The following is a 20094-nucleotide window of genomic DNA, read 5'->3' on the forward strand; positions in this document are numbered from 1 at the left end:
GGTCAGGTGGTACGGCAGCGGCCGGTGCAGGTTGGCGGCATAGCGACCGCCGGGCGACGGTACGGGGCCCAGGCCACGAACCGCTGGAACAGCTCACGCGGGGTCGGGCCGCCCTCCGGGTCGAGCCGGAACAGGTCGTGGGTCGCCTCGTAGTAGAGCCCGGACAGGTAAATCGACAGGTCGAGCCAGCGGTCGTCGTACTCGACGCGGAGCAGCAGACGGGCCTCGGCGCACGGCCAGGACAGCCCGCAGGCGCGGCACAACCAGAGCGGGCGCAACGGCAGATGCTTCGGGCTGTTCACCGGATGCCGCCGGGGCCACGCGGCCGCCAGGCCGCGACGCGGCACGGGCATCCCGGCAAGGCGACCACGCGACGGTACGCCCGGTCGCTGAGGCTGTTCCGGGTCGGTCGGAGCGCCGACGACGTCAGGGCGCGGCTCGTTCGGTTCGGGCATCTTCACCTCCGGCGGTGAGCAGGAAGGGGCCGCCCCGACACGGGGGAAGTGAGGGCGGCCCCAGGGCAACCCCACCCCGTCCCCGATGGATGGGAGCAGGACCACCAGGTGACAGTGTGGTGATCGCGTGACTACTCTCGGAAGGCGTTAGCGCTGGCCGTGGCGGGGTCGAAGGCCAGCCGGGAAGCCCACCCGAGCAGCCGAACGATCGTGGAGGCACTGTGGAATCCGAGCCGACCGCCGAACTGATCCGGGCACAATTGCGTCGGCTGCGGCTGGCCGCCAACCTGAGCCAGGAGGAGTTCGGCAAGCAGGTGCATTTCTCCGGCTCGCAGATCTCCGCGATCGAGTTGGGTCAGCGTCCGTTCGACCGGCTCTTCCTCAAGCGGGCCGACGAGGTGTTGAACAGCGACGGCCTGCTGCTGGGCCTGCTGCGCATCGCCGAACTGCACGGCCAACCGAACTTCCTGCGCCCGTGGCTGGACGCCGAACGCGTCGCTCAGCAGTTGCGCTGCTACCACCCGACGCTGGTCCCCGGTCTACTCCAGACCGAGCACTACGCCCGCGCGGTGATCCGCGCCGACGACCTGCTCAGCGACGACGAGGTGGAGCGGCGGCTGGCAGTACGGATGGACCGGCAGGCGGTGCTGACCCGGCCGGACCCGCCGATCCTGGTCGCGGTGATCGAGGAGGCGACGCTACGCCGGGCCGACGAGAGCTTCCGGGGCATCATGGCCCAGCAGATTGGCCACCTGCTCGACTGCGTGCAGCGCGGCGGCGTTCTGGTCCACGTCATCTCGGCCGAAGTCAGCGTGCACGTCGGGCTCATCGGCCCGCTCACCCTGGCCCGTGGAGTCGATGGTGACTGGGTCGGCCACCTGGAGAACCATGTCGGTGGCGCGACCATCGACAAGGACGGTGAAATCGCTACGCTGCTGGCGAGGTGGGAGAGCATCCGCAGCATGGCTCTCCCCAAGGGACAGTCCGAGCTGCTGATGAAGGAAGTGATGGAGTCGTGGTCCACGATCTGACCGGCGCGACCTGGCGTAAGTCCACCCGCAGCGGCAGCGGCGAGTGCATCGAGGTGGCCGACGACCTGCCCGGCGTGGTCGGCGTACGCGACAGCAAGGACGCCACCGGCCCGGTGCTCGCCTTCACTGCGACCGCCTGGCGTCGCTTTGTCGAGCACGCCAAGCTCGGCTGAGCCAGATCCTGGACCGGCAGCGCCTCAGCGGGCGCTGCCGAACCAGGATTTCAGGGGTGCTGGCGATGGTCGGCGCGGGGCGCACCCGGCCGGTCGGCGCGGGAGAGGCCCCAGGCGACCAGGCCCGCGACGACGCCGACGATGACGCCGGTGAAGACGCTGCTGATCGCGGCGAAGATCCGCACGATGACGGCCTGCGCCCCCGGAGCTAGATCGGCCAGGTTGCCGCCGAGGGTCGGCTGCTCGTCGAAGGCCACCTGCCAGAGCAGCTGATGGGTCGCGGCCAGCAGGACGCCGTAGATCAGACCGACGACGAGCAGGGTCAGGAACGGGTTCGGCACCCGCTTCGCCAGCACCACGGCGATCCACACGACCGGCGGTATGACCACCAGCAGCAGGTTGACGAAGGTGCGCTCGTGCACCAGGCCCAGGTCATGCAACACCACTCGGGGCAGGCCGAGCAGTGCCAACCCGAGCAGGGTGAGCAACGGAAGCCCGAGGGCCGGGCGAGGTGACGTGTTCATGCCGGCAACGCTAGGAACGATCGCTGGCCACGCCATCCGTCGACGGACTCGGTCCCGGTACGTCGGAAAGCGACCAACGGTGTCGCCTTCCGACGACTCCGACCCCGCCGACCCCGCCGTACGCTGGGCTGGTGACCAGCCAGTCGACGCCGCGGAGGGTACCCCCCAAGGTCACCGACGCGCTCCTCGCCGTGGGCGTCGCCGTCACCGTGTCGATCGTCATCACGGCGAACGAGGGTGGCCGACACGGTCCTGACCCGGTCGCGTACCTCTGGGCGGTCGGTCTTGGCGCACTGATGCTGGTCCGGCGGCGTTACCCGGTGGTGGTGCTGGCGGTCAGTGTGCTCGGCCTGTTCGCCTACTACGCCGCCGGTTACCCGGCCATCGGCCTGGCCGTGCCGGTCGCCGCCGCGCTCTTCTCGGCGGCCGAACACGGCCGGATCACCGCCTCGGTCGTCGCCGCCCTGCTGGTGACCACGGTTTCGGTGATCTTCCGGCTCGCCGAGGGGCAGGATTTCTCCTTCGTCGTCGGTTACGAGCTGGCCGGTCACGTCCTGCTGATGGGTGCGGCGATCGCCCTCGGTGACAGCCTGCGGTCGCGGCGGGCCGCGCAGGCGGACGCCCGCCGCATCGCCGAGCTGACCGAGGCCAGATACCGGCAGGAGGCCCAGGCCCGGCTGCGGGACGAGCGGATCGCCATCGCCCGGGACCTGCACGACTCCCTCGGCCACACCACCTCGGTGATCGCGCTGCACGCCGACGTCGCCCGGGAGGCGCTGGGCCGTGACGACGACGCCGCCCGGTCGGCGCTTGAGCTGATCCGGTCCACCGCCCGTCGCAGCATGGACGATCTCCGGCGCACCGTGACGCTGCTGCGGTCAGCCGACGATGCGCCCCGCACGGTCGTCTCGCTGGCCAACCTCGACGCGGTCACCCGAGCCGCCTCCGCCGCCGGGTTCGACGTCGACGTGCACGTGGCCGTGGACACGCCGCTACCAGCGCCGGTGGAGGCCGCCGCGTTCCGGATCGTGCAGGAGGCGGTCACCAACGTCGTCCGGCACTCCACCGGCAGCCGCGTCGAGATCCGCGCCGAGCAGGACAGCACCCACCTCACCGTCACCGTCGCCGACTCCGGCTCCGACCCGCTCCCCAGCGCAGAGCCGGCGCACCACGCGGTGTCAGCAGGCGGCGCGGAGCGGGCCGAACCGTCGGCTCGCGGCGCTGCCGCGACCGGCACGGTCGAGCCGCCAGCCAACAGCGGCAGCGGCAGCGGCAGCGGCAGCGGCAGCGGCAGCGGGCACGGTATCGCCGGAATGCGGGAACGGGCCGAGAGCCTCGGTGGCACGCTCACCGCCGAGCAGCGGCGGACAGGTTTCGTGGTGCGGGCGGTACTACCCCTGCGGGAGCCGGTATGACCAGCGTGCTGGTGGTCGACGACCAGGATCTCGTCCGGGCCGGGATAACCACCCTGCTGACGGTCGACCCGCAGCTCACCGTGGTCGGGGAGGCCGCCGACGGCCGTTCCGGTCTGCGCCTGGCCCGCCAGTTGCGGCCGGACGTCGTACTCATGGACATCCGGATGCCGGTGATGGACGGCCTGGCCGCCACCGCGGCGATCCGCGCCGACGAAACCCTGGCGGACACCCGAGTCCTGATCCTGACCACCTTCGACGACGACGAGGACATCATCGAGGCGGTCAGTCTGGGTGCGGCCGGCTACCTGCTCAAGGACACTCCCTCGGACGATCTGCGTCGAGCGGTGCACACCGCTGCGGCCGGCGGAAACCTGCTCTCGCCCACGGTCGCCCGGCGGGTCATGGAACGGCTCGCCGCCGCACCACGACAGCCGCCGCCCGATCCTCGACTGTCCGTGCTCACCGACCGGGAGCGTGCCGTGCTGGCCCGGGTCGGGCTGGGCGAGACGAACGACGAGATCGGCCGGGCGCTGTTCATCAGCCCGGCGACCGCCCGCACGTACGTCAGCCGCCTGCTCACCAAGCTGAACGCCCGCGACCGCACCGCGCTCGCCGTCATCGCCCACCGCGCCGGCCTCACCCACCCACCGCCGCGTTGATCAAGAAGTTTTCGTCGTGGATCCGCGCGATCCACGACGAAAACTTCTTGATCACCCCTGTGGAGACGGGGGTGGGGTCTTAGGGTGCGGGGGTGTTGCTGCGGATGTCGATGTCGCTGATCCGGACCCTACGAGAAGATCCGACCGACGCGGAGGTGCCGAGTCATCGGCTGCTGCTGCGGGCCGGATACATCCGACGGGCCGCGCCCGGCGGCTACACCTGGCTGCCGCTGGGCAGGCTGGTGCTGGACCGGGTCACCGAGATCGTGCGCGCCGGGATGACCGCGATCGGCGACCAGGAGGTGCACTTTCCGGCGCTGCTGCCCGCCGAGCCGTACCGGACCAGCGGCCGGTGGACGGAGTACGGCGACGACATCTTCACGCTGGCCGATCGACGCGGCGCCGAACACCTGCTGGCACCGACCCACGAGGAGTTGGCGGCGCTGCTGGTCAAGGATCTGTTCACCTCCTACCGGGACTTCCCGGTGACGTTGTTCCAGATCCAGACCAAGTTCCGCGACGAGGCCCGCCCGCGTGCGGGTCTGCTGCGCGGGCGCGAGTTCCTGATGAAGGACGCGTACTCCTTCGACCTGGACGACGCGGGCCTGCGCGTTGCGTACGACCGGCACCGGGCGGCCTACCAGGAGATCTTCGACCGGCTCGGCCTCGACTACACGACGGTGCACGCGACGTCGGGAGCGATGGGTGGTTCCGCGTCGGAGGAGTTCCTGGCCACCACGCCGGTCGGCGAGGACACCTATGTCGGCTGCACCGACTGCGACTACGCGGCCAACACCGAGGCGGTGACGACACCCGCTCCGGCGGCCGGTGACCCGCACGTACCACCGGCCACCGAAGTGCACGACACCCCGGAGACGCCGACCATCGCCAGCCTGGTCGCGCTGGCCAACGACCGTCGGCTGGCCGGTCGCAGCGACTGGTCCGCCGCCGACACCCTCAAGAACGTCGTGCTGACGGTACGCCGACCGGGCCGCACGGAGACCGAACTGCTCGTGGTCGGGTTGCCCGGCGATCGGGAGGTCGACCTGAAGCGGCTGGCCGCCGCGCTGGCACCGGCCACCGTGGACGTCTTCGACGCCTGGGACGCGTATCCCGAACTGGTCCGGGGCTACCTCGGGCCGCAGATCTTCGCCAAGCTCGGCGTCCGCTACCTGGTCGACCCCCGGGTGGTGCCCGGAACCGCCTGGCTGACCGGCGCGAACGAGCCCGGTCGGCACGCCACCAACGTGGTGTGTGGCCGGGACTTCGTCCCGGACGGCACGGTAGAGGCGGCCGAGGTGCGCGCCGGTGACCCCTGTCCGGCCTGCACGATCGGCCGGTTGACCATGCGCCGGGGGATCGAGATCGGGCACATCTTCCAACTCGGTCGTCGCTACACCGATGCCTTCGCCGTGGATGTCCTCGGTCCACAGGGCAAGCCGGTCCGACCCACCATGGGCTGCTACGGAATCGGTGTCTCCCGGGTCGTGGCGGCGATCGCCGAGCAGCACCACGACGACCGGGGGCTGGTGTGGCCGACGTCGGTCGCGCCCTGTGACGTACACCTGGTCGCCGCCGGTAAGGGACCACAGCTCGACGCCGCGCTCGCGCTCGGCGACCGACTCGCCGAGGCGGGCCTGCGGGTGCTGGTCGACGACCGGACGGCCGTCTCCGCCGGGGTGAAGTTCACCGACGCCGAACTGATCGGTATCCCGCGCACCGTCGTGGTCGGACGCCGACTGGCCGACGGGTACGTCGAGCTGCGTGACCGGGCGACCGGGATGCGCACCGAACTGCCGGTGGCGGACCTGGTGGAGAACCTGTCAGGCGGGTAGGCGGAGTCGGGGTGTAGCGATCGGGGGACGGGGTACCGCAGTCTGATCGGCTCGACGCATCTCTGGAGGCTCTCATGACCGGTTACCGGGTCGTTGACGTGATGACCAGGCAGGTGATCTACCTGCCGGCGGAGACCACCCTGGACGAGGCGGCGAAGGTCATGAAGGAGGCCGACATCGGCGATGTCGTCGTCACCGACGGCGCCAACCTGGCCGGCATCCTCACCGACCGCGACATCGTGGTACGCGCGGTGGCCGAGAACGCCTCCGCCACCGACACCACCATCGGTTCGATCGTCACCCGTGAGGTCGTGATGATCGAGCAGTTCTGCACCGCCAGCGAGGCCGCCTCACTGATGCGGGAGCGCGGCATCCGCCGCGTCCTCGTCTGTGACAACGAGCGCAAGCTGGTCGGCATCGTCTCCCTCGGCGATCTGGCCATGCAGCTCGACCCCACCTCCGCACTCAGCGAAATCACCGAACAGTCCCCCACGGTGTAAGGAAGGGCACCTTATTAACGCCTGCGGTATAGGAAGGGCCCCTTCCTAACACGTGACTCGGTTCCAGACAGCGGCCGGTAACCTGGCGGGATGCCCGAGATGCCGAGCAGGCTGGCCGAGATCGTGGACGAGTTCGTCGCAGCGCCGCGTGACGTGGTGTTGGAGATGCTGCTGGAATACTCCGACGCCGTACCGCCGCTGCCCGCCGGGCATCCCGGGCACGAGGGCATGGAACAGGTCGTGGAGTGCCAGACGCCGTTCTTCCTGCGGGCCGAGGTGACACCCGAGGGCACCGTCGACACCCTGTTCGACTGCCCACCGGAGGCACCGACCACCCGGGCCTTCGCCGGCATCCTCGCCGAAGGGCTGGCCGGCGCCACCGCGGAGCAGGTCCTCGCCGTTCCGGACGACCTCTACCAGCGGATGGGCCTGGCGCAGGCGATCAGCCCGCTGCGGGTACGCGGCGGCACCGCCATCCTGGCCCGGCTCAAGCGACAGGTCCGCGAGCAGACGGCCTGAACGGGTCGACCCGCCCTCGACGCGCCGAGGGCGGAGCCCAGGTCCACCCGGCACGGGAACCACCGACTGCCACCGTGACCTGCGCGGCAGTCGGGAACAGACCCGCCGGTCAGCGGGTTGTCCCCGGGCATGGAGATCGACATTTACGCCGACCTGGTCTGCCCCTGGTGCTGGATCGGTCGACGCCGCCTGACCCAGGCGCTCGCGTCGTACGAGGGAAAGGTGACCATCCGGAACCGGCCCTTCCAGCTGGACCCGTCACCGGTTCCGTCGCCGCGCCCGATGCTCGACGTGCTGGCCGAGAAGTTCGGTGGCCGGGAGCAGGTTCGGCAGATGGTCGACCGGGTCGTCGAGGTCGGGGCGAGCGTCGGTCTGGACCTGCGCTACGACCGGATGATCGCGGCCAACACCTTCGACGCCCACCGACTGACCAACTGGGCTGGCCAGCAGGACCGTGACGGGGAACTGGTCGAGGCGCTGCACCGAGCCCACTTCACCGATGGCGTCGACATCGGCTCCCGGGAGGCGCTGGCCGAGGTGGCCGCCACCGTCGGGCTGGACGGCGACGACGCCCGCCACTTCCTCGACTCCGAGCAAGGGGTGGCCGAGCTGACGGCCGAGTTGGCCGCCGCCCGACAGCTCGGGGTGACCAGCGTGCCGACCTTCGTGCTCGCCGGGAAGTACGCGATCACCGGGGCGCAGGAGGCGGACACCCTGCTCGCGGCGCTCGCCGAGGTCGAACGACGGGAAGCCGCCGCCAGCTGACCGCCAGCCATCGACGTCGTTGATGTTTCACGTGCAACGACATCGACAGATGGCGATCGTCACGCCGGCTTGGCCAGGTCCTCCACCACTCGCGCCCCGGGCAGCGCGGCCAGCGCCGCGCCCGGCAGCACGATCTTGCTGTGTCGTACGCCCGACCCGATCACCACGTGCGGCGTGGCCACCACCCGTGCGTCGACGAGGATCGGCCACTGCAACGGCAGCCCGATCGGCGTGATCCCGCCGTACTCCATGCCGGTCAACTCGACCGCGTCGGCCATCGGCGCGAAGCTCGCCTTGCGGACGTCCAGCGCCCGCCGGGCCACCCCGTTCACGTCCGCCCGAGTGGTGGCCAGCACGAGGCAGGCAGCGTAACGGGTCACCCCCTCACGCTTACCGGCCACGACCACACAGTTGGCCGATTCGTCCAACCCGACGTCGTACGCGGCACAGAAAGCCGCCGTGTCGGCGAGGTCGGCGTCGATCGGCGCGACCAGCACCGCGTCCACACCCACCGGGGAGTCGGTCGGCCACTGGTCGAGCGCGGCGGCGACCGGCGCAGCCAGCAGATCGGCACGGGTACGCGCGGGCTCGGTCTTCAACGTTCCCATCACGTCTGTGATCGTCGCATCCGACGTCGGCGAGGCGTACGGGGACCAGACCGTCAGCCCTCGTTGGTCAGGAAGCCGTGGCGTTCCAGCAGCGCCCGGTCCCGGGCGGCGGCCATCTCCTCCGCCCGCGCGGCCTGGACGCGGCGCACCTCGATGTCCTCCATGGCGTGCCGCACCGCGAGTCGGATCACCCCGTAGAGGAAGACGAATCCGCAGACGTACAGGAGACTGGTGACGACGAACGTGAGCATGGCTCGACGGTAGGGCGAACGTGAATCCGGGCAGGTGTCATCAGGTCGGCGTTCGCCCGTACGTGTCGGGTCGGGCCGTACCCAGGACTCACCGCACCAGATTCCCTGCGGTGATCACCACGAACAGCGCGATGACCGCCTCGCTGACCACCCAGGAGTGGCTGTCCGCCCACTGGCGAATTTGCGGCAGCACCACGGCCGCCCGGCTCCCGAGCAACAGCAGGGCCAGCAGCGGAAGGGCGAGCAGGGTCAGGGTGAGCAGTACGAAGGGCAGCAGATGCCACCACGGCTGACCGTGTCGGGCGGCACTGGCACCGACGGCGGCCATGGTCAGGTCGTCGGACGGCATGGCCAGGAAGAGCAGCAGACCCATCTTCAACGCGTACCCGGGGCTCGCGTGCTGGATTTGGCCCATCCAGCGTGGCGGTCCGCCATGCCGCCGCAGGAAGACGACCACCGCCAGCACCACGAGCAGCGCCAGGACCAACCAGTCGAGCCACCGTTCGAGCGCGCCGCGCCCCACCCCGGTGAAATTGATCTTCAAGAGTCGGACCGCCAGCCAAGCCAGGGTCGTACCACCGAACACGACGATCGCCGCGCCCGCCAGATAGCCCAGCGAGGCCGCCCGTGGCCGGTCGGACGAAGCGAGGAAGACCGCCGCCACCAATTGGCTGCCGGCGACCATCACCACCGCCATCGGCAGCAACGTCAGAAAGGTCACGCCAGCTCATCCTGCCGGTCGCACCGGCCACGCGTGGCCGCAACGGCGATCCAGCCACCGCCTGGTCACCAGGCGGTGCTGCGACCGGACCGGCACCCCCTGGCAGGAGGCACCGGGCCCGGTCAGGCCGATCGCGGCATGGGCACGACCCCGGCACGTCACGCTGCTGACCCCCGATGTGCAACAGTGCGACGCTCACCCGCCCCACAGGGCACACCGGTCCGCGCCAGAGCTCTGACAGGACCAGCGGGTCGGGCCCGCGACCGATCGACCGCAGCTCAAGACTCGGCCCTGAACCCACCTTCAAGTCAAGAGTGACGCGGCGCACTCAACCGCCAACGGGGCGTCACCTCAGGCGGACTCCATCGCCTCACCCAGCCCCTTGGCGAGCCCGGACAGGTGCTGGTCGGCCAGCAGGTGCCCGGCCGTGATCACCAGCGCCAGGGGCCACTCGATCACCTGGAGTGCGGCCAACACCCCGATACCGGCGTAGTACGTCAGCTTGTCCGGCGGGGGCACAGCCACCTCACCGAGCCACGGCACGTTCACTCGGCGGGTGAACGCCTGCACCGTCTCATTGGTCCCACTGAGCTGTCGTGTCAACGTACTCATCTCGCCTCCCCATGCCGGACGACGCACCACGGATTCCTCCACCGCCCATCTCCATGCGTGCCCGAGCAGGAAAGTTTTCCCAGCTCCTGGGGGCATAAGGGACGTCCGGCCGGGAAGCCAGGCCGCCGGGCACGAACGGTAGGAGGCGAGAATGCGGTTTGGCGCCGTCGGAGCACCTCCGGTGGTGGGAGCCGCCTCCCGCAGCGTCGGTGCCGCCGCGACCCGCCTCGCCCGAGCGATCGGGCTGACCAGCCGGCGAATATGGTCACGCCCCGGCCGACACCACATCGAGGTCCACGGCGTCTGCCAGGACGGCGGCGACACCCTCGCCCGACAGGTCGAGACGGCGCTGGAACGCGTACCGGGCGTGAACTGGGCGCGGGTCAACGCCCCCTCCGGTCGGGTGGTCGTCGCCGTCGACACACCCGGCCCGAAGGTACGTGAGCTGGTCGCCACCATCGCCCGGGTGGAACGCACCTGCCCGCACGAACCGGATCCGGACATCCCGCCGCCGCACCCACCGGAGGAAGGACCGCGCACCCCGCGTACGCTCGGCGCCCTCGCCTCCGACGCGCTCGGCCTGACCATCTCCGCGGCCACCCGGATCCTGCCCATCACGCCGGTCCCCGGTGAGGTCTCCGGACTGCTCAGCGCCATCGACCTGCACCCGAAGCTGCACGCCCTCACCGGTCTGGGACTACGCCGCGACCCACGCGCCGAGGTCCTCTTCCCCCTCGCCGAAGCGGTGGTGCAGGGCCTCACCGGTGGCTGGACGGGAATAGTGCTCGACGGCGCACAGCGGATCGTGCAGTGGGGTGAAGGGCTGGCCCAGCTGCGAGCCTGGGAGAAGGCCGAGTCCCGGCTCACCGGCGAACCGGATCGCGCCATCGCCCGGGTACCCGCCGACGAGCGTCCCTGCCCGAAACCCGACGGCTCCGTCGAGCAGTACATCAACCGAATGCTCGCCGGTGGTGCCGCCGCCTTCGCCGCGGCGACGCCCGTGGTCGGTCCGAAACGGGCCGCCGCACTGGGCCTGTCCGCCCTGCCCAAAGCGCCGGGCAGCGGACGCGAAGGCTACGCGGCCCAACTCGGCCGGATCCTCGCCCGCCGTGGCGTCATCGCGATGGACCGCAGCGTGCTCCGCGAACTCGACCGCATCGACACGCTGGTGCTGGATGCTCGGATCCTCGGCTCCGACCGGGCCGTCCTGGCCGACCTGGCCCCCCTGACCGACGCCGACACCTCCCAGGTGGCCGCCCAGGCGTTCGCCCTCTTCGACCCGACCACACCGAACGAGGTACGCCACCTCGACGGTTGGCGACTCGGTCCGCTCGACCGACTCGACGTGCGGGATCCCGGCGACACCGACGACAGTCGGCAGCTGCGCGAACGCGGCGGCACCCTGCTCGGTCTGGCCCACGGCGACACCCTCACGGCCGTGCTGCGGGTGGAGCCGGAGCCGGCACCCGGCGTCGAAGCCCTGCCGACCGTCGCCCGGCAGGCCGGCCTGCGACTCGTCGTGGCCGGCGGCGACCCGCAACGGCACGCCTCCGCCGACGCGCTGGTGCCCGGCGACGACCAGCTCACCCAGTCGGTACGCACCCTGCAACGCGAGGGCGCGGTGGTGATGCTCGTCTCCGGTGACCGATCCGCGCTGGCCGCGTCCGACTGTGGACTGGGCATCGCCGACCACGACGATCCCCCGCCGTGGGGAGCACACCTGCTGGTCGGCACCGATCTGCGGATCGTCGCCCTGATCATCGAAGCGGCCGGGGTGGCCCGGCGGATGACCGCGCAGAACATGCGGATCGGGCTGGCCGGCACCGGCCTCGGCGCGCTCTCCGCCTTCACCGCCGACCCGGCCCTGCTGCCCGGCCGGACGCTCGCCTCGGTCAACGGCGCGGCGGCGCTGGCCTTCGCTCACGGCGTGTGGCGGGCCGGTCGCCTGACCGAGACGGCCAACGCGCCCGCACCTGCGATCACCGCCTGGCATCTGATGCCGGTGCCCACCATCATCGACCAACTCGGCACCAGCCACGACGGGTTGACCGAGGCCGAGGCCCAGCGCCGACACGCCACCCGACCAGGTCAGGCGGCGGGCCCGGGTGGGCTGCTCCGCGCCTTCGTCGACGAACTCGCCAACCCGCTCACCCCGGTGCTCGCCGCCGGGGCGGTGCTCTCCGCCAGCTTCGGTTCACTGATCGACGCCGCCCTGGTCGGCGGGGTCGTCGGAGCGTCCGCACTGGTCGGCGCGGTGCACCAGCGCAACACCGAGAAGTCGCTGGCCGAGTTGCTGTCCCGCTCGGCGGTGACCGCCCGGGTCCGCCGCGAGGGCGTCGCCCGGGTGGTACCCGCGGACGACCTGGTCCCCGGTGACGTGATCCTGCTCGAATCCGGCGACGCCGTACCGGCCGACTGCCGGGTCCTGAAATCCGTCGGGCTGGAAGCCGACGAGTCCTCCCTGACCGGTGAGTCGCTGCCGGTCGGCAAGACCGACCAGCCGGTGGTCGCCGCCGCCGTGGCCGAACGTTCCTCCATGGTCTACGAGGGGACCAGCATCGCCGCCGGTTGCGGCGAGGCCGTGGTCGTGGCCACCGGCGCCGACACCGAGGCCGGGCGCAGTCTCGCCCTGGCCGGGCAGGCAACACCGGTCAGCGGGGTCGAAGCCCGACTGGGTCGGTTGACCCGCACCGCGATCCCCCTAGCCGCCGGGTCGGCGGTAGCGGTCGCCGGTGCCGGGCTGCTCCGGGGCGTACCCCTGGCCCAGACGGCCGCGACCGCCGCGAACCTGGCCGTCGCCTCGGTGCCCGAAGGACTGCCGTTCCTGGTCAGCGCCGCCCAACTGGCCGCCGCCCGACGGCTCGCCGAGCACGGCGCGTTGGTGCGCAACCCACGCACCATCGAGGCACTGGGCCGGGTCGACGTGCTCTGCTTCGACAAGACCGGCACCCTCACCGAAGGTCACCTGATGCTGGCCGGAGTGGGCGGCGGCGACTCGTACGCCCCGCTGGAGCAACTCGACGACCGGTTGCGACGCACCCTCGCTGCGGCGCTGCGCGCCACCCCCGCCGCCGACGACCCCGAGGAACTGTCCATGCAGACCGACCGCGCGGTGCTTCGCGGGGCCCGCGCCGCCGGGGTCGACGAACAGGACGGGGCACCCGGCTGGCGGGCGGTCGGCGGTCTGCCGTTCGAACCGTCGCGCGGCTACCACGCCACCGTCGGCGCGACCGACGACGGACTGCTGCTCAGCGTGAAGGGTGCCCCGGAGGCGGTGCTTCCCCGCTGCGCCGCCCGTCGCACCGCCGCACGCGACGAGCCGCTAGACGACGCGGGCCGGGCCGACCTACAGCGGCAACTCGGCGAACGGGCTGGCGCGGGGCACCGGATCCTCGCGGTCGCCGAGTGCACCGTAGCCGACCCGGATATCACCGACGACGGCGTACACGGCCTGGTCTTCACCGGTTTCCTGGCGATCGCCGACGGGGTACGCGACAGCGCCGCGCCGGCTGTCCGCCGGATCCGCCAGGCAGGCGTGCACACGATCATGATCACCGGCGACCATCCGGCGACCGCCGAGGCGATCGCCGCCACCATCAGCGACGGGGAGGCACAACGGGTGGTCACCGCCGCCGAACTCGACCAACTCGACGACAACGCCCTCGCCGAGCGGCTGGCCGGCACCGACGTGGTAGCCCGCTGCACTCCGACGCACAAGGTCCGGATCATCCAGGCGTTGCAGAAATGCGGGCGTACCGTCGCGATGACCGGCGACGGCGCCAACGACGCCCCCGCCATCCGGCTGGCGGACGTGGGCATCGCCCTCGGCCAACGGGGCACCCCGGCGGCTCGCGCCGCAGCCGACCTGGTGGTCACCGACGACCGGTTGGAGACCATCATCGCCACCCTGGTCGAGGGCCGGGCGATGTGGTCCTCGGTCCGCCACGCGCTGAGCATCCTCGTCGGCGGCAACCTCGGCGAGATCGCGTTCAGCGTGCTGACCGCCGCCGCAACCGGGCGGGCCGCGCTCAACGGACGTCAACTGCTGCTGGTCAACCTGCTCACCGACATGGCACCCGCGCTGGCCATCGCCGTCCGGCCACCCGGCGGCGACAACGTCGACGGACTGCTCCGCGAGGGCCCGGACAGCTCACTCGGCCAGACCATGACCCGGGAGATCGGGTTGCGAGCCGCCGGCACGACGCTCGGTGCGACCACCGGCTGGATGCTGGCCCGATACACCGGCACCCGGCGACGCGCCGGCACCGTCGCCCTGGTCTCCCTCGTCGGTACGCAACTCGGCCAGACCGTGCTGGCCGGCGGCACCAGCCCGACCGTGCTCGCCTCCACCGCCGCGTCCTTCGGCGTGCTGGCTGCGGTGGTGCAGACCCCCGGGTTGAGTCAGTTCTTCGGCTGCACCCCGCTGGGGCCGGTCGGCTGGACCATCGCCACCGGGTCCGCGCTCGGCGCGACCCTCGCCAACGGTGCCCTCAGCCGGCTCGTCGCGGGGTTCCCGCAGCTCGAAGGCGACCACACCGACGACAACTGACGGTCAGTCTCCGCTGGCGGGATGCCAGGTGGCGGCGGCGCGGCGCAGCCGGTCGTTGACGGCCCGCCCCACCCCCATCTCCGGCACCGGCTCCGCGACGATCTCGACCACCCCGGCCGCGTCCAGTCGATGCAGCGCGTCGAAGAGGCGGGCCGCCGCCTCGGTCAGATCACCGGCGGCGGAGAGCACCTCCACCGCCGTCCAGGCACCCGCCGGTCGATCCCGGAACGCCAGACAACCACGACCCGCACCGGCGGCATCCGCCAGCTCCGCCCCCGGCACCAGCCGCAACGGCGTACGCGGCGCGTAGTGCGCGGCCAACGTGCCCGGCGCGACCGGCTGCCCCGAGTTGCCGGGTCGCACCGTCACCGGACCGGTCACCTTCTCCAACTCCTCAACCGGCAAGGCACCGAGCCGCAACACCACCGGGCGCTCCCCCCGGGCGTCGACGATCGTCGACTCGATGCCGCACCGGCTCGGACCGCCGTCGAGCACCAGGTCCACCGCCGTACCCAACCCGTGCACCACATGCTCCGCACGGGTGGGACTGAGCTGGCCGAACCGGTTCGCGCTCGGCGCGGCCACCGGAACCCCGGCGGCGGCGATCAACCGGCGAGCGTGCTCCTGATCCGGCACCCGCACCGCCATGCTGTCGAGCCCCGAAGTCACGATCGGCGGGATCTGCTCCGGCCGGTCCACGATCAAGGTCAGCGGCCCGGGCCAGAACCGGGCAGCCAGCGCCGCCACGGCCGGCGACACCGGACCCACCAGCGGCTCCAGGTCCGCCGCGTCGGCGAGGTGAGTGATCAGCGGGTCGAAGCTCGGCCGCTGCTTCGCCTCGAAGATCCGGGCCGCCGCCCGCGCGTCCAACGCGTTCGCGCCCAGCCCGTAGACGGTCTCCGTCGGAAAGGCCACCAACCCACCGGTACGCAGCAGGGCTGCCGCCTCACCGAGGTCACCGTCGGCGGGCAGGACACGAGGAGATCCGATGCTCACGCTCAGACGCTAGCCTGCCGCCCACCGCCCGCCCTAACCGGAGCCACGCCGCCACCAGGACAGGTTCGCCAGCGCGTTGGCCGGTCGCGGGGTTTCGGGGGGACAACCAGCGGACCGCAGGGCGTCGAGGAGGGCGATGCCGAACAGGACGACCGCAGCGGTGATCCCCGCCGCCAACGGCGGGGCAGCCAGTAGCGGCACCCCGGCCACGATCAGCAGGGCGACAGCCCTCCAGCGGCGCGGCGAGACGCGGTCGAAGACCGCCCGTTCGAGGGCGGCTCTGCCGAGCAGAAAGCAGATGGGACCGCCCATGATCACGGCGAGCCAGGTCGGATAGATGCGTCCGAGCGGATGGTTCTGGATCAGTACGTGCCCGGCCGCCACGAACATGATCCCGATAATCATCACCACGTGAGCGGTGCCGATGAAGCGACCCAGCGAAGCCGGGTCGCGGGCGCTGGCAACGGCGACCCCCAGCAGCTGCCCCGCACGATGGAAGTAGATACGCCACAGCAGGATCGCGACGACGAACGCGAGATACAGCCCAACTTTCTGGTAGCCGCCCGGCCGATCCGACTTACTGGCGTAGACGATGCCGACCGCGAGAATCGTCTCGCCGAGAGCGATCAGTAGCAACTGCTGGAACCGATCAGCGAGGTGGTGCGGCGAAAGCGCCCACGCCGTATCCTTCCCACGCCCCAGACGGGGCAGCGGCCAGCCCAGCCGTGCCCCGGCGACGTCGACGGCCACGGCCACGATCCACCACGTCACCCGCACCGATCCGGTGTTCAGCGCACCGATGATCCACAGCAGCGCCACCGGGACGGACCAGATCATCGGCCGGACGAGCAGCCGAGCAAGCTTGTGTCCGCGAACGAGGTAGCCGGTCACCAGAACCCGGCCGACGTGGGTGACGGCGAACGCCAGCGCGAAGGAAAGGCCGCCAGCGTCAAAGGCGTACGGCACGCTCGTACCCATGACCAGCAGCGCGAACGCCGTACCCAGAACCACCAGCTGCGTGTTCGGGGACCGTGGGTCGAACCGCGCCGTGACGTAGGCGGTGAGCATCCACGTCCAGATCAGCGGCGCGAACAGCAGCAGTATCTGCCCGATCGCGATCCATCGTCTGGCCACGTCCGAACTCGTCAGGCCCGGACCTTCAAGAGCGGACTCCGCGTACGCCACCAGCCGGTTGAGCGCGAACACCATCACCAGGTCGAAGAACAGCTCCACGTAGGTGGCCTGCTGCGCGCTCTCCGGGCCCCGGAGCACCCCAGCCCCGAAGCGTCCATCCGAAAACCGCCGACTGCTCGCCACCCTTCCATCGCAGCCGATCCGGGGCGGCCTTGGGGCGACATCGGCCGGATGAACACCCTCTGACCAGCGCAGTCAGACCTTCCGATGAGGTCAGGGTCTGCCGCACCCGAGCGCTCTCGCGCGTCCGCCCTCGCTTGCCTTCATGATCCGCTCACCGGGAACTTGAAGGAGGTACACATGGGCACTATCGGGAAAGCCGGCCAAGGGAGAAGATGGCCCGCGACCTGGCCGGATGATGTGGTGGAGCCCAGGGGACTCGAACCCCTAACCCCTGCCTTGCAAAGATCAAGACTGCCGTCGACCGGCGTCGGTGACAGTCGCTGGCCTGCTCGCGGTGTCGTCCACCGTCGATCCTGGACCATGGCCGTCGGCTGGCTTGGCTGTACGGATGGCTGTACAGCCACCTTCTAATCCCTGGCTCCGGGCGATGGAATCTCTCGGGCCGTGTCGATCTCGGGCGGCTCGTGGTCGTCGCGTCGTAGCTCCTGCGGATCGCTCGGTTGCTGTTTCACTGGACCGCTGCCCACCGAGCCACGTACGACCTCTGCTACCCGAGCAGCGGCGTGCTCGGGTGATTCGTGCTCCCAGATTCTGACCACAGTCCATCCTGCGGCAGCCAGCCGTGCGTCGGTGTCGGCGTCCCGGCGTCGGTTGCCAGCGACCTTCGCCGCCCAGAACTCGGCGTTGGTCTTAGCAACGGTGTGGTGCTGCGCACACCCGTGCCAGAAGCATCCGTCAAGGAAAACCGCCACCCGAAGACGCGGGAAGACGAGATCTGCTGTCCGACGCACGGACGGGATGGGGCGCTTGCCTACGAAGTACCTCAGCCCCAGGGCGTGCACCGCGCGGCGCAGTGCAAGCTCTGGCTTGGTGTCACGTCCCTTGTTGCCCTGCATCGACTTGCGGACCCCGCTGGAGGACGCCCACGACTTGTCAGACATGTGTTCGACACTCCTTCGGTGTGCCCCCAACATCTCAGCAACGAGGAGCTCTAGCATGGTTCAGGTGAGCGACCAGCCAAGCGTGATCGACCTGTTCGCAGGTTGCGGCGGCATGACCGTCGGCTTCCATCGTGAGGGCTTCCGATCGGTAATGGCGGTCGAGTGGGATCAGGCAGCGGCCTCCACCTACGCGGCGAACTTCGGCGAGGCACACACCCGGTGGGCCGACATCGCCAAGGTGCGGGAGGAAGAGATTCCCCCAGCGGACGTCATCATCGGTGGCCCCCCATGCCAGGGATTCTCCAACCTCGGCAGCAAGGACGTCGATGACCCTCGTAACAAGCTGTGGAAGGAGTATCTCCGCTTCGTCGTGACGGCCCGCCCCCAGGTCTTCGTCATCGAGAACGTCGAGCGCTTCTCCCGTACCAGCGAGTTCCAGCTTCTGCTCGCAGAGGCAGACCACGGCATGATCAAGGACTACGTCCTCACCCCCGGGGTCCTGCTTGCGGCGGACTACGGCGTAGCCCAGCGACGGCCCCGGACAATCGTCATCGGCTCGCGAGTCGGCCAGATCCCGCTGCCAGCCCCTACTCACGCCAAGAACCCCACGGGTGATCTGAAGCCCTGGGAGACGGTGCGCAGCCGCATTGCAGGGCTCGATGAACGGCCGGCGACGACCGAGCTACCCGAGACGATGACCGAATACTTCGGCCACCGGATCCGCGGAGTGTTCAAGGGCAACGAGATCCACTTCGGCCGTAACCCCACCGACTTGTCGCGCAAGCGGTACAACCATGTTCCTCCCGGGGGCGGCCGCTTCAACTTGCCAGACCACCTGCTATCGCGCTGCTGGCGGGAAAAGAAGACTGGAACGACCGATGTCATGGGCCGGATGCGATGGGATGCCCCGTCGCTGACCATTCGGACCGAGTTCTTCAAGCCGGAGAAGGGTCAGTACCTGCACCCGCAGTGGGATCCCGAGGATCCGCAACGCCGGGTCAACCGGGTGATTACTCACTATGAGGCGTCCCTTTTGCAGGACTTCCCCAAGGACTACCTCTGGTGCGGTTCGAAGACAGAGATCGCGAAGCAGATCGGTAACGCAGTCCCATCGGGCCTGGCCGCCGCAATCGCCCGCGAAGTCAAGAAGCACCTTCGGTGATCTCTCCCGGACTTAGGGATACCTGCTGCTTCCGCCAGCGCGGGCCAGGTAACCTAAATTATCCCGCAAGGGACACGTGGCGGGGCGTCGGCGGGAGAGAGCACGGGGGTTGATATCTTCGCCGCCATGGCCGCACCCTTCGCAACGAACCTGCTCGGTTGGAAGAAGTCCCCCATGAAGGACGGGCGCCCCTCTAACAAGCGTAGGTGGCGTTGGGTTCCCAACAGTGCCGATGTGGACAATGCCGAAAGCCTCGACCTGGCTGCAGCACTGCTGACGTCGCTAGGTCTGGCTGACCCAAACCTGGACCTGCCGCGAGCCGCAACTGCAGATCCGCCTCCACAAAATCCCGGCGTCGTTCTTGAAAATTCGGTCCTTGCTTACCTGAAAGAACGGCTTCCGATTCTAGATCCTTACAGATCGTGGCTTGTCGAGCGAGGGCGAGAAATCACATACTTCGCCCAGTACCGCCACCTGTTGGGAGTAACCGAAGCCATTGCGCAAGATCCCAACCTGCGCGTCACGATCGGAACGGATTATCTGATCAAGCCCGACGTGACCGTGGCTCAGCTTGGTACCCCAACCTTCAATCAACAGCCATGGCTCCATGCCGCAATAGCTTGCAAATGGACTATACGCAGCGATCGCGTCCAGAACATCCGGCACGAAAATAACAATATGATTCGCCATCGCAGAGGACGCCTGCCACATCTCGTGACGGTGACCGCGGAGCCCTTGCCCAGCCGCCTGGCGTCGATTGCGCGAGGGACGGGTGAAGTAGATGTCACCTATCACATTGCGTTCGCGGAACTAGATCAAGCCGTATCGGCGAGTAGCAATCAGGGTCAGAAGAATGCATGGAGCGAGGTAGTCGGACAGGGTCGGCTGCGCGACTTCAAATTCATCGCCGATGACCTAGAGCAGTGGTGAGCCGGTGCGCGCCTTACCGTCCTGGCGAGGATAGGCGACAGCCGCACCGGCACACCAGGGCGATTGCGTAGTCGGCTGACGGGCTGCTGACCAGGGATTTCGAGACGGGTTTGGCCTCTGTGGAGGCGCAA

The 20094-nt window shown here is 69.9% G+C and carries 20 protein-coding genes; 11 read left to right on the plus strand and 9 right to left on the minus strand.

Translation table 11 applies throughout. The features are described from left to right. Positions 1–2 precede the first annotated feature (2 nt). On the minus strand, positions 3–353 hold the full coding sequence (locus tag FF096_RS23730; RefSeq protein ID WP_155221796.1) for a hypothetical protein: 351 nt from the start codon (positions 351–353) through the stop codon (positions 3–5). Between the two features lie 323 nt (positions 354–676). Here FF096_RS23730 and FF096_RS23735 point away from each other — a divergent pair, with 323 nt between their 5' ends. Further along, positions 677–1486: a helix-turn-helix transcriptional regulator gene (locus FF096_RS23735; protein WP_309223845.1), complete on the plus strand. Its 810-nt coding sequence runs from the start codon at positions 677–679 to the stop codon at positions 1484–1486. After that, positions 1471–1659 carry a DUF397 domain-containing protein gene (locus FF096_RS23740; protein WP_309223846.1) on the plus strand — a complete coding sequence of 63 codons (189 nt, stop codon included), beginning with the start codon at positions 1471–1473 and terminating at the stop codon, positions 1657–1659. Before FF096_RS23735 ends, FF096_RS23740 begins: the two co-directional genes overlap by 16 nt. A gap of 50 nt (positions 1660–1709) precedes the next feature. On the opposite strand, the gene FF096_RS23745 is transcribed toward FF096_RS23740, so the two are convergent. Beyond that, on the minus strand, positions 1710–2183 hold the full coding sequence (locus tag FF096_RS23745) for a hypothetical protein (RefSeq protein WP_155221774.1): 474 nt from the start codon (positions 2181–2183) through the stop codon (positions 1710–1712). Positions 2184–2314: 131 nt separating this feature from the next. Here FF096_RS23745 and FF096_RS23750 point away from each other — a divergent pair, with 131 nt between their 5' ends. From FF096_RS23750 to FF096_RS23775, 6 genes are all read left to right on the plus strand, one after another. After that, positions 2315–3598, plus strand: a complete 1284-nt coding sequence (locus FF096_RS23750; RefSeq protein WP_309223847.1) for a histidine kinase — start codon at positions 2315–2317, stop codon at positions 3596–3598. Beyond that, positions 3595–4257: a response regulator transcription factor gene (locus FF096_RS23755; RefSeq protein WP_155221776.1), complete on the plus strand. Its 663-nt coding sequence runs from the start codon at positions 3595–3597 to the stop codon at positions 4255–4257. The genes FF096_RS23750 and FF096_RS23755 overlap by 4 nt, the downstream gene beginning before the upstream one ends. 92 nt (positions 4258–4349) lie before the next feature. Further along, positions 4350–6092 carry a proline--tRNA ligase gene (locus tag FF096_RS23760; RefSeq protein WP_309223848.1) on the plus strand — a complete coding sequence of 581 codons (1743 nt, stop codon included), beginning with the start codon at positions 4350–4352 and terminating at the stop codon, positions 6090–6092. Between the two features lie 74 nt (positions 6093–6166). Beyond that, complete coding sequence (locus FF096_RS23765) at positions 6167–6592, plus strand: CBS domain-containing protein (protein ID WP_155221777.1); 426 nt, start codon at positions 6167–6169, stop codon at positions 6590–6592. Positions 6593–6682: 90 nt separating this feature from the next. Continuing rightward, positions 6683–7111 (plus strand): SufE family protein, encoded by a 429-nt coding sequence (locus tag FF096_RS23770; protein WP_155221778.1) that lies wholly within the window; start codon positions 6683–6685, stop codon positions 7109–7111. 129 nt (positions 7112–7240) lie between these two features. Then, complete coding sequence (locus FF096_RS23775) at positions 7241–7876, plus strand: DsbA family protein (RefSeq protein WP_155221779.1); 636 nt, start codon at positions 7241–7243, stop codon at positions 7874–7876. Positions 7877–7935: 59 nt separating this feature from the next. Here the strand turns inward: FF096_RS23775 and FF096_RS23780 are convergent, their stop codons facing one another. The 4 genes from FF096_RS23780 to FF096_RS23795 all read right to left on the minus strand — a co-directional run bounded on the left by FF096_RS23780 (position 7936) and on the right by FF096_RS23795 (position 10068). Then, positions 7936–8484 carry a YbaK/EbsC family protein gene (locus FF096_RS23780; RefSeq protein WP_155221800.1) on the minus strand — a complete coding sequence of 183 codons (549 nt, stop codon included), beginning with the start codon at positions 8482–8484 and terminating at the stop codon, positions 7936–7938. A 53-nt stretch (positions 8485–8537) separates the two neighbouring features. After that, a complete protein-coding gene (locus FF096_RS23785; RefSeq protein ID WP_155221780.1) occupies positions 8538–8735 on the minus strand; it encodes a hypothetical protein in 198 nt (65 codons plus the stop codon). Positions 8736–8823: 88 nt separating this feature from the next. After that, a complete protein-coding gene (locus FF096_RS23790; protein ID WP_309223849.1) occupies positions 8824–9456 on the minus strand; it encodes a GAP family protein in 633 nt (210 codons plus the stop codon). A 351-nt stretch (positions 9457–9807) separates the two neighbouring features. Then, complete coding sequence (locus FF096_RS23795; protein WP_155221781.1) at positions 9808–10068, minus strand: hypothetical protein; 261 nt, start codon at positions 10066–10068, stop codon at positions 9808–9810. Positions 10069–10219: 151 nt separating this feature from the next. Between FF096_RS23795 and FF096_RS23800 the strand changes: the two genes are divergently transcribed. Next, positions 10220–14617 (plus strand): HAD-IC family P-type ATPase, encoded by a 4398-nt coding sequence (locus FF096_RS23800; RefSeq protein ID WP_155221782.1) that lies wholly within the window; start codon positions 10220–10222, stop codon positions 14615–14617. Between the two features lie 3 nt (positions 14618–14620). On the opposite strand, the gene FF096_RS23805 is transcribed toward FF096_RS23800, so the two are convergent. The 3 genes from FF096_RS23805 to FF096_RS23815 all read right to left on the minus strand — a co-directional run bounded on the left by FF096_RS23805 (position 14621) and on the right by FF096_RS23815 (position 17871). Beyond that, complete coding sequence (locus FF096_RS23805; RefSeq protein ID WP_155221802.1) at positions 14621–15589, minus strand: L-threonylcarbamoyladenylate synthase; 969 nt, start codon at positions 15587–15589, stop codon at positions 14621–14623. A gap of 57 nt (positions 15590–15646) precedes the next feature. Next, positions 15647–16930 carry a low temperature requirement protein A gene (locus FF096_RS23810; RefSeq protein ID WP_155221783.1) on the minus strand — a complete coding sequence of 428 codons (1284 nt, stop codon included), beginning with the start codon at positions 16928–16930 and terminating at the stop codon, positions 15647–15649. A gap of 407 nt (positions 16931–17337) precedes the next feature. Further along, positions 17338–17871, minus strand: coding sequence for a very short patch repair endonuclease (locus FF096_RS23815; protein WP_155221784.1), 534 nt, complete (start codon positions 17869–17871; stop codon positions 17338–17340). A 55-nt stretch (positions 17872–17926) separates the two neighbouring features. Between FF096_RS23815 and FF096_RS23820 the strand changes: the two genes are divergently transcribed. Both FF096_RS23820 and FF096_RS23825 read left to right on the plus strand, forming a co-directional pair. Beyond that, positions 17927–19033 (plus strand): DNA cytosine methyltransferase, encoded by a 1107-nt coding sequence (locus tag FF096_RS23820; RefSeq protein WP_155221785.1) that lies wholly within the window; start codon positions 17927–17929, stop codon positions 19031–19033. Between the two features lie 126 nt (positions 19034–19159). Continuing rightward, positions 19160–19963 carry an NgoMIV family type II restriction endonuclease gene (locus tag FF096_RS23825; RefSeq protein ID WP_155221786.1) on the plus strand — a complete coding sequence of 268 codons (804 nt, stop codon included), beginning with the start codon at positions 19160–19162 and terminating at the stop codon, positions 19961–19963. Positions 19964–20094: the final 131 nt, after the last annotated feature.

Source organism: Micromonospora sp. CP22, from assembly GCF_009712475.1.
Classification (GTDB): Bacteria; Actinomycetota; Actinomycetes; order Mycobacteriales; family Micromonosporaceae; genus Micromonospora.

Excerpts from the sequence above, each read along its gene's own strand:
- FF096_RS23730 (WP_155221796.1), bottom strand. The coding sequence starts at position 353 with ATGCCCGTGCCGCGTCGCGGCCTGGCGGCCGCGTGGCCCCGGCGGCAT.
- FF096_RS23745 (WP_155221774.1), bottom strand. The coding sequence starts at position 2,183 with ATGAACACGTCACCTCGCCCGGCCCTCGGGCTTCCGTTGCTCACCCTG.
- FF096_RS23755 (WP_155221776.1), top strand. The coding sequence starts at position 3,595 with ATGACCAGCGTGCTGGTGGTCGACGACCAGGATCTCGTCCGGGCCGGG.
- FF096_RS23765 (WP_155221777.1), top strand. The coding sequence starts at position 6,167 with ATGACCGGTTACCGGGTCGTTGACGTGATGACCAGGCAGGTGATCTAC.
- FF096_RS23770 (WP_155221778.1), top strand. The coding sequence starts at position 6,683 with ATGCCCGAGATGCCGAGCAGGCTGGCCGAGATCGTGGACGAGTTCGTC.
- FF096_RS23775 (WP_155221779.1), top strand. The coding sequence starts at position 7,241 with ATGGAGATCGACATTTACGCCGACCTGGTCTGCCCCTGGTGCTGGATC.
- FF096_RS23780 (WP_155221800.1), bottom strand. The coding sequence starts at position 8,484 with ATGGGAACGTTGAAGACCGAGCCCGCGCGTACCCGTGCCGATCTGCTG.
- FF096_RS23785 (WP_155221780.1), bottom strand. The coding sequence starts at position 8,735 with ATGCTCACGTTCGTCGTCACCAGTCTCCTGTACGTCTGCGGATTCGTC.
- FF096_RS23795 (WP_155221781.1), bottom strand. The coding sequence starts at position 10,068 with ATGAGTACGTTGACACGACAGCTCAGTGGGACCAATGAGACGGTGCAG.
- FF096_RS23800 (WP_155221782.1), top strand. The coding sequence starts at position 10,220 with ATGCGGTTTGGCGCCGTCGGAGCACCTCCGGTGGTGGGAGCCGCCTCC.
- FF096_RS23815 (WP_155221784.1), bottom strand. The coding sequence starts at position 17,871 with ATGTCTGACAAGTCGTGGGCGTCCTCCAGCGGGGTCCGCAAGTCGATG.
- FF096_RS23820 (WP_155221785.1), top strand. The coding sequence starts at position 17,927 with ATGGTTCAGGTGAGCGACCAGCCAAGCGTGATCGACCTGTTCGCAGGT.
- FF096_RS23825 (WP_155221786.1), top strand. The coding sequence starts at position 19,160 with ATGGCCGCACCCTTCGCAACGAACCTGCTCGGTTGGAAGAAGTCCCCC.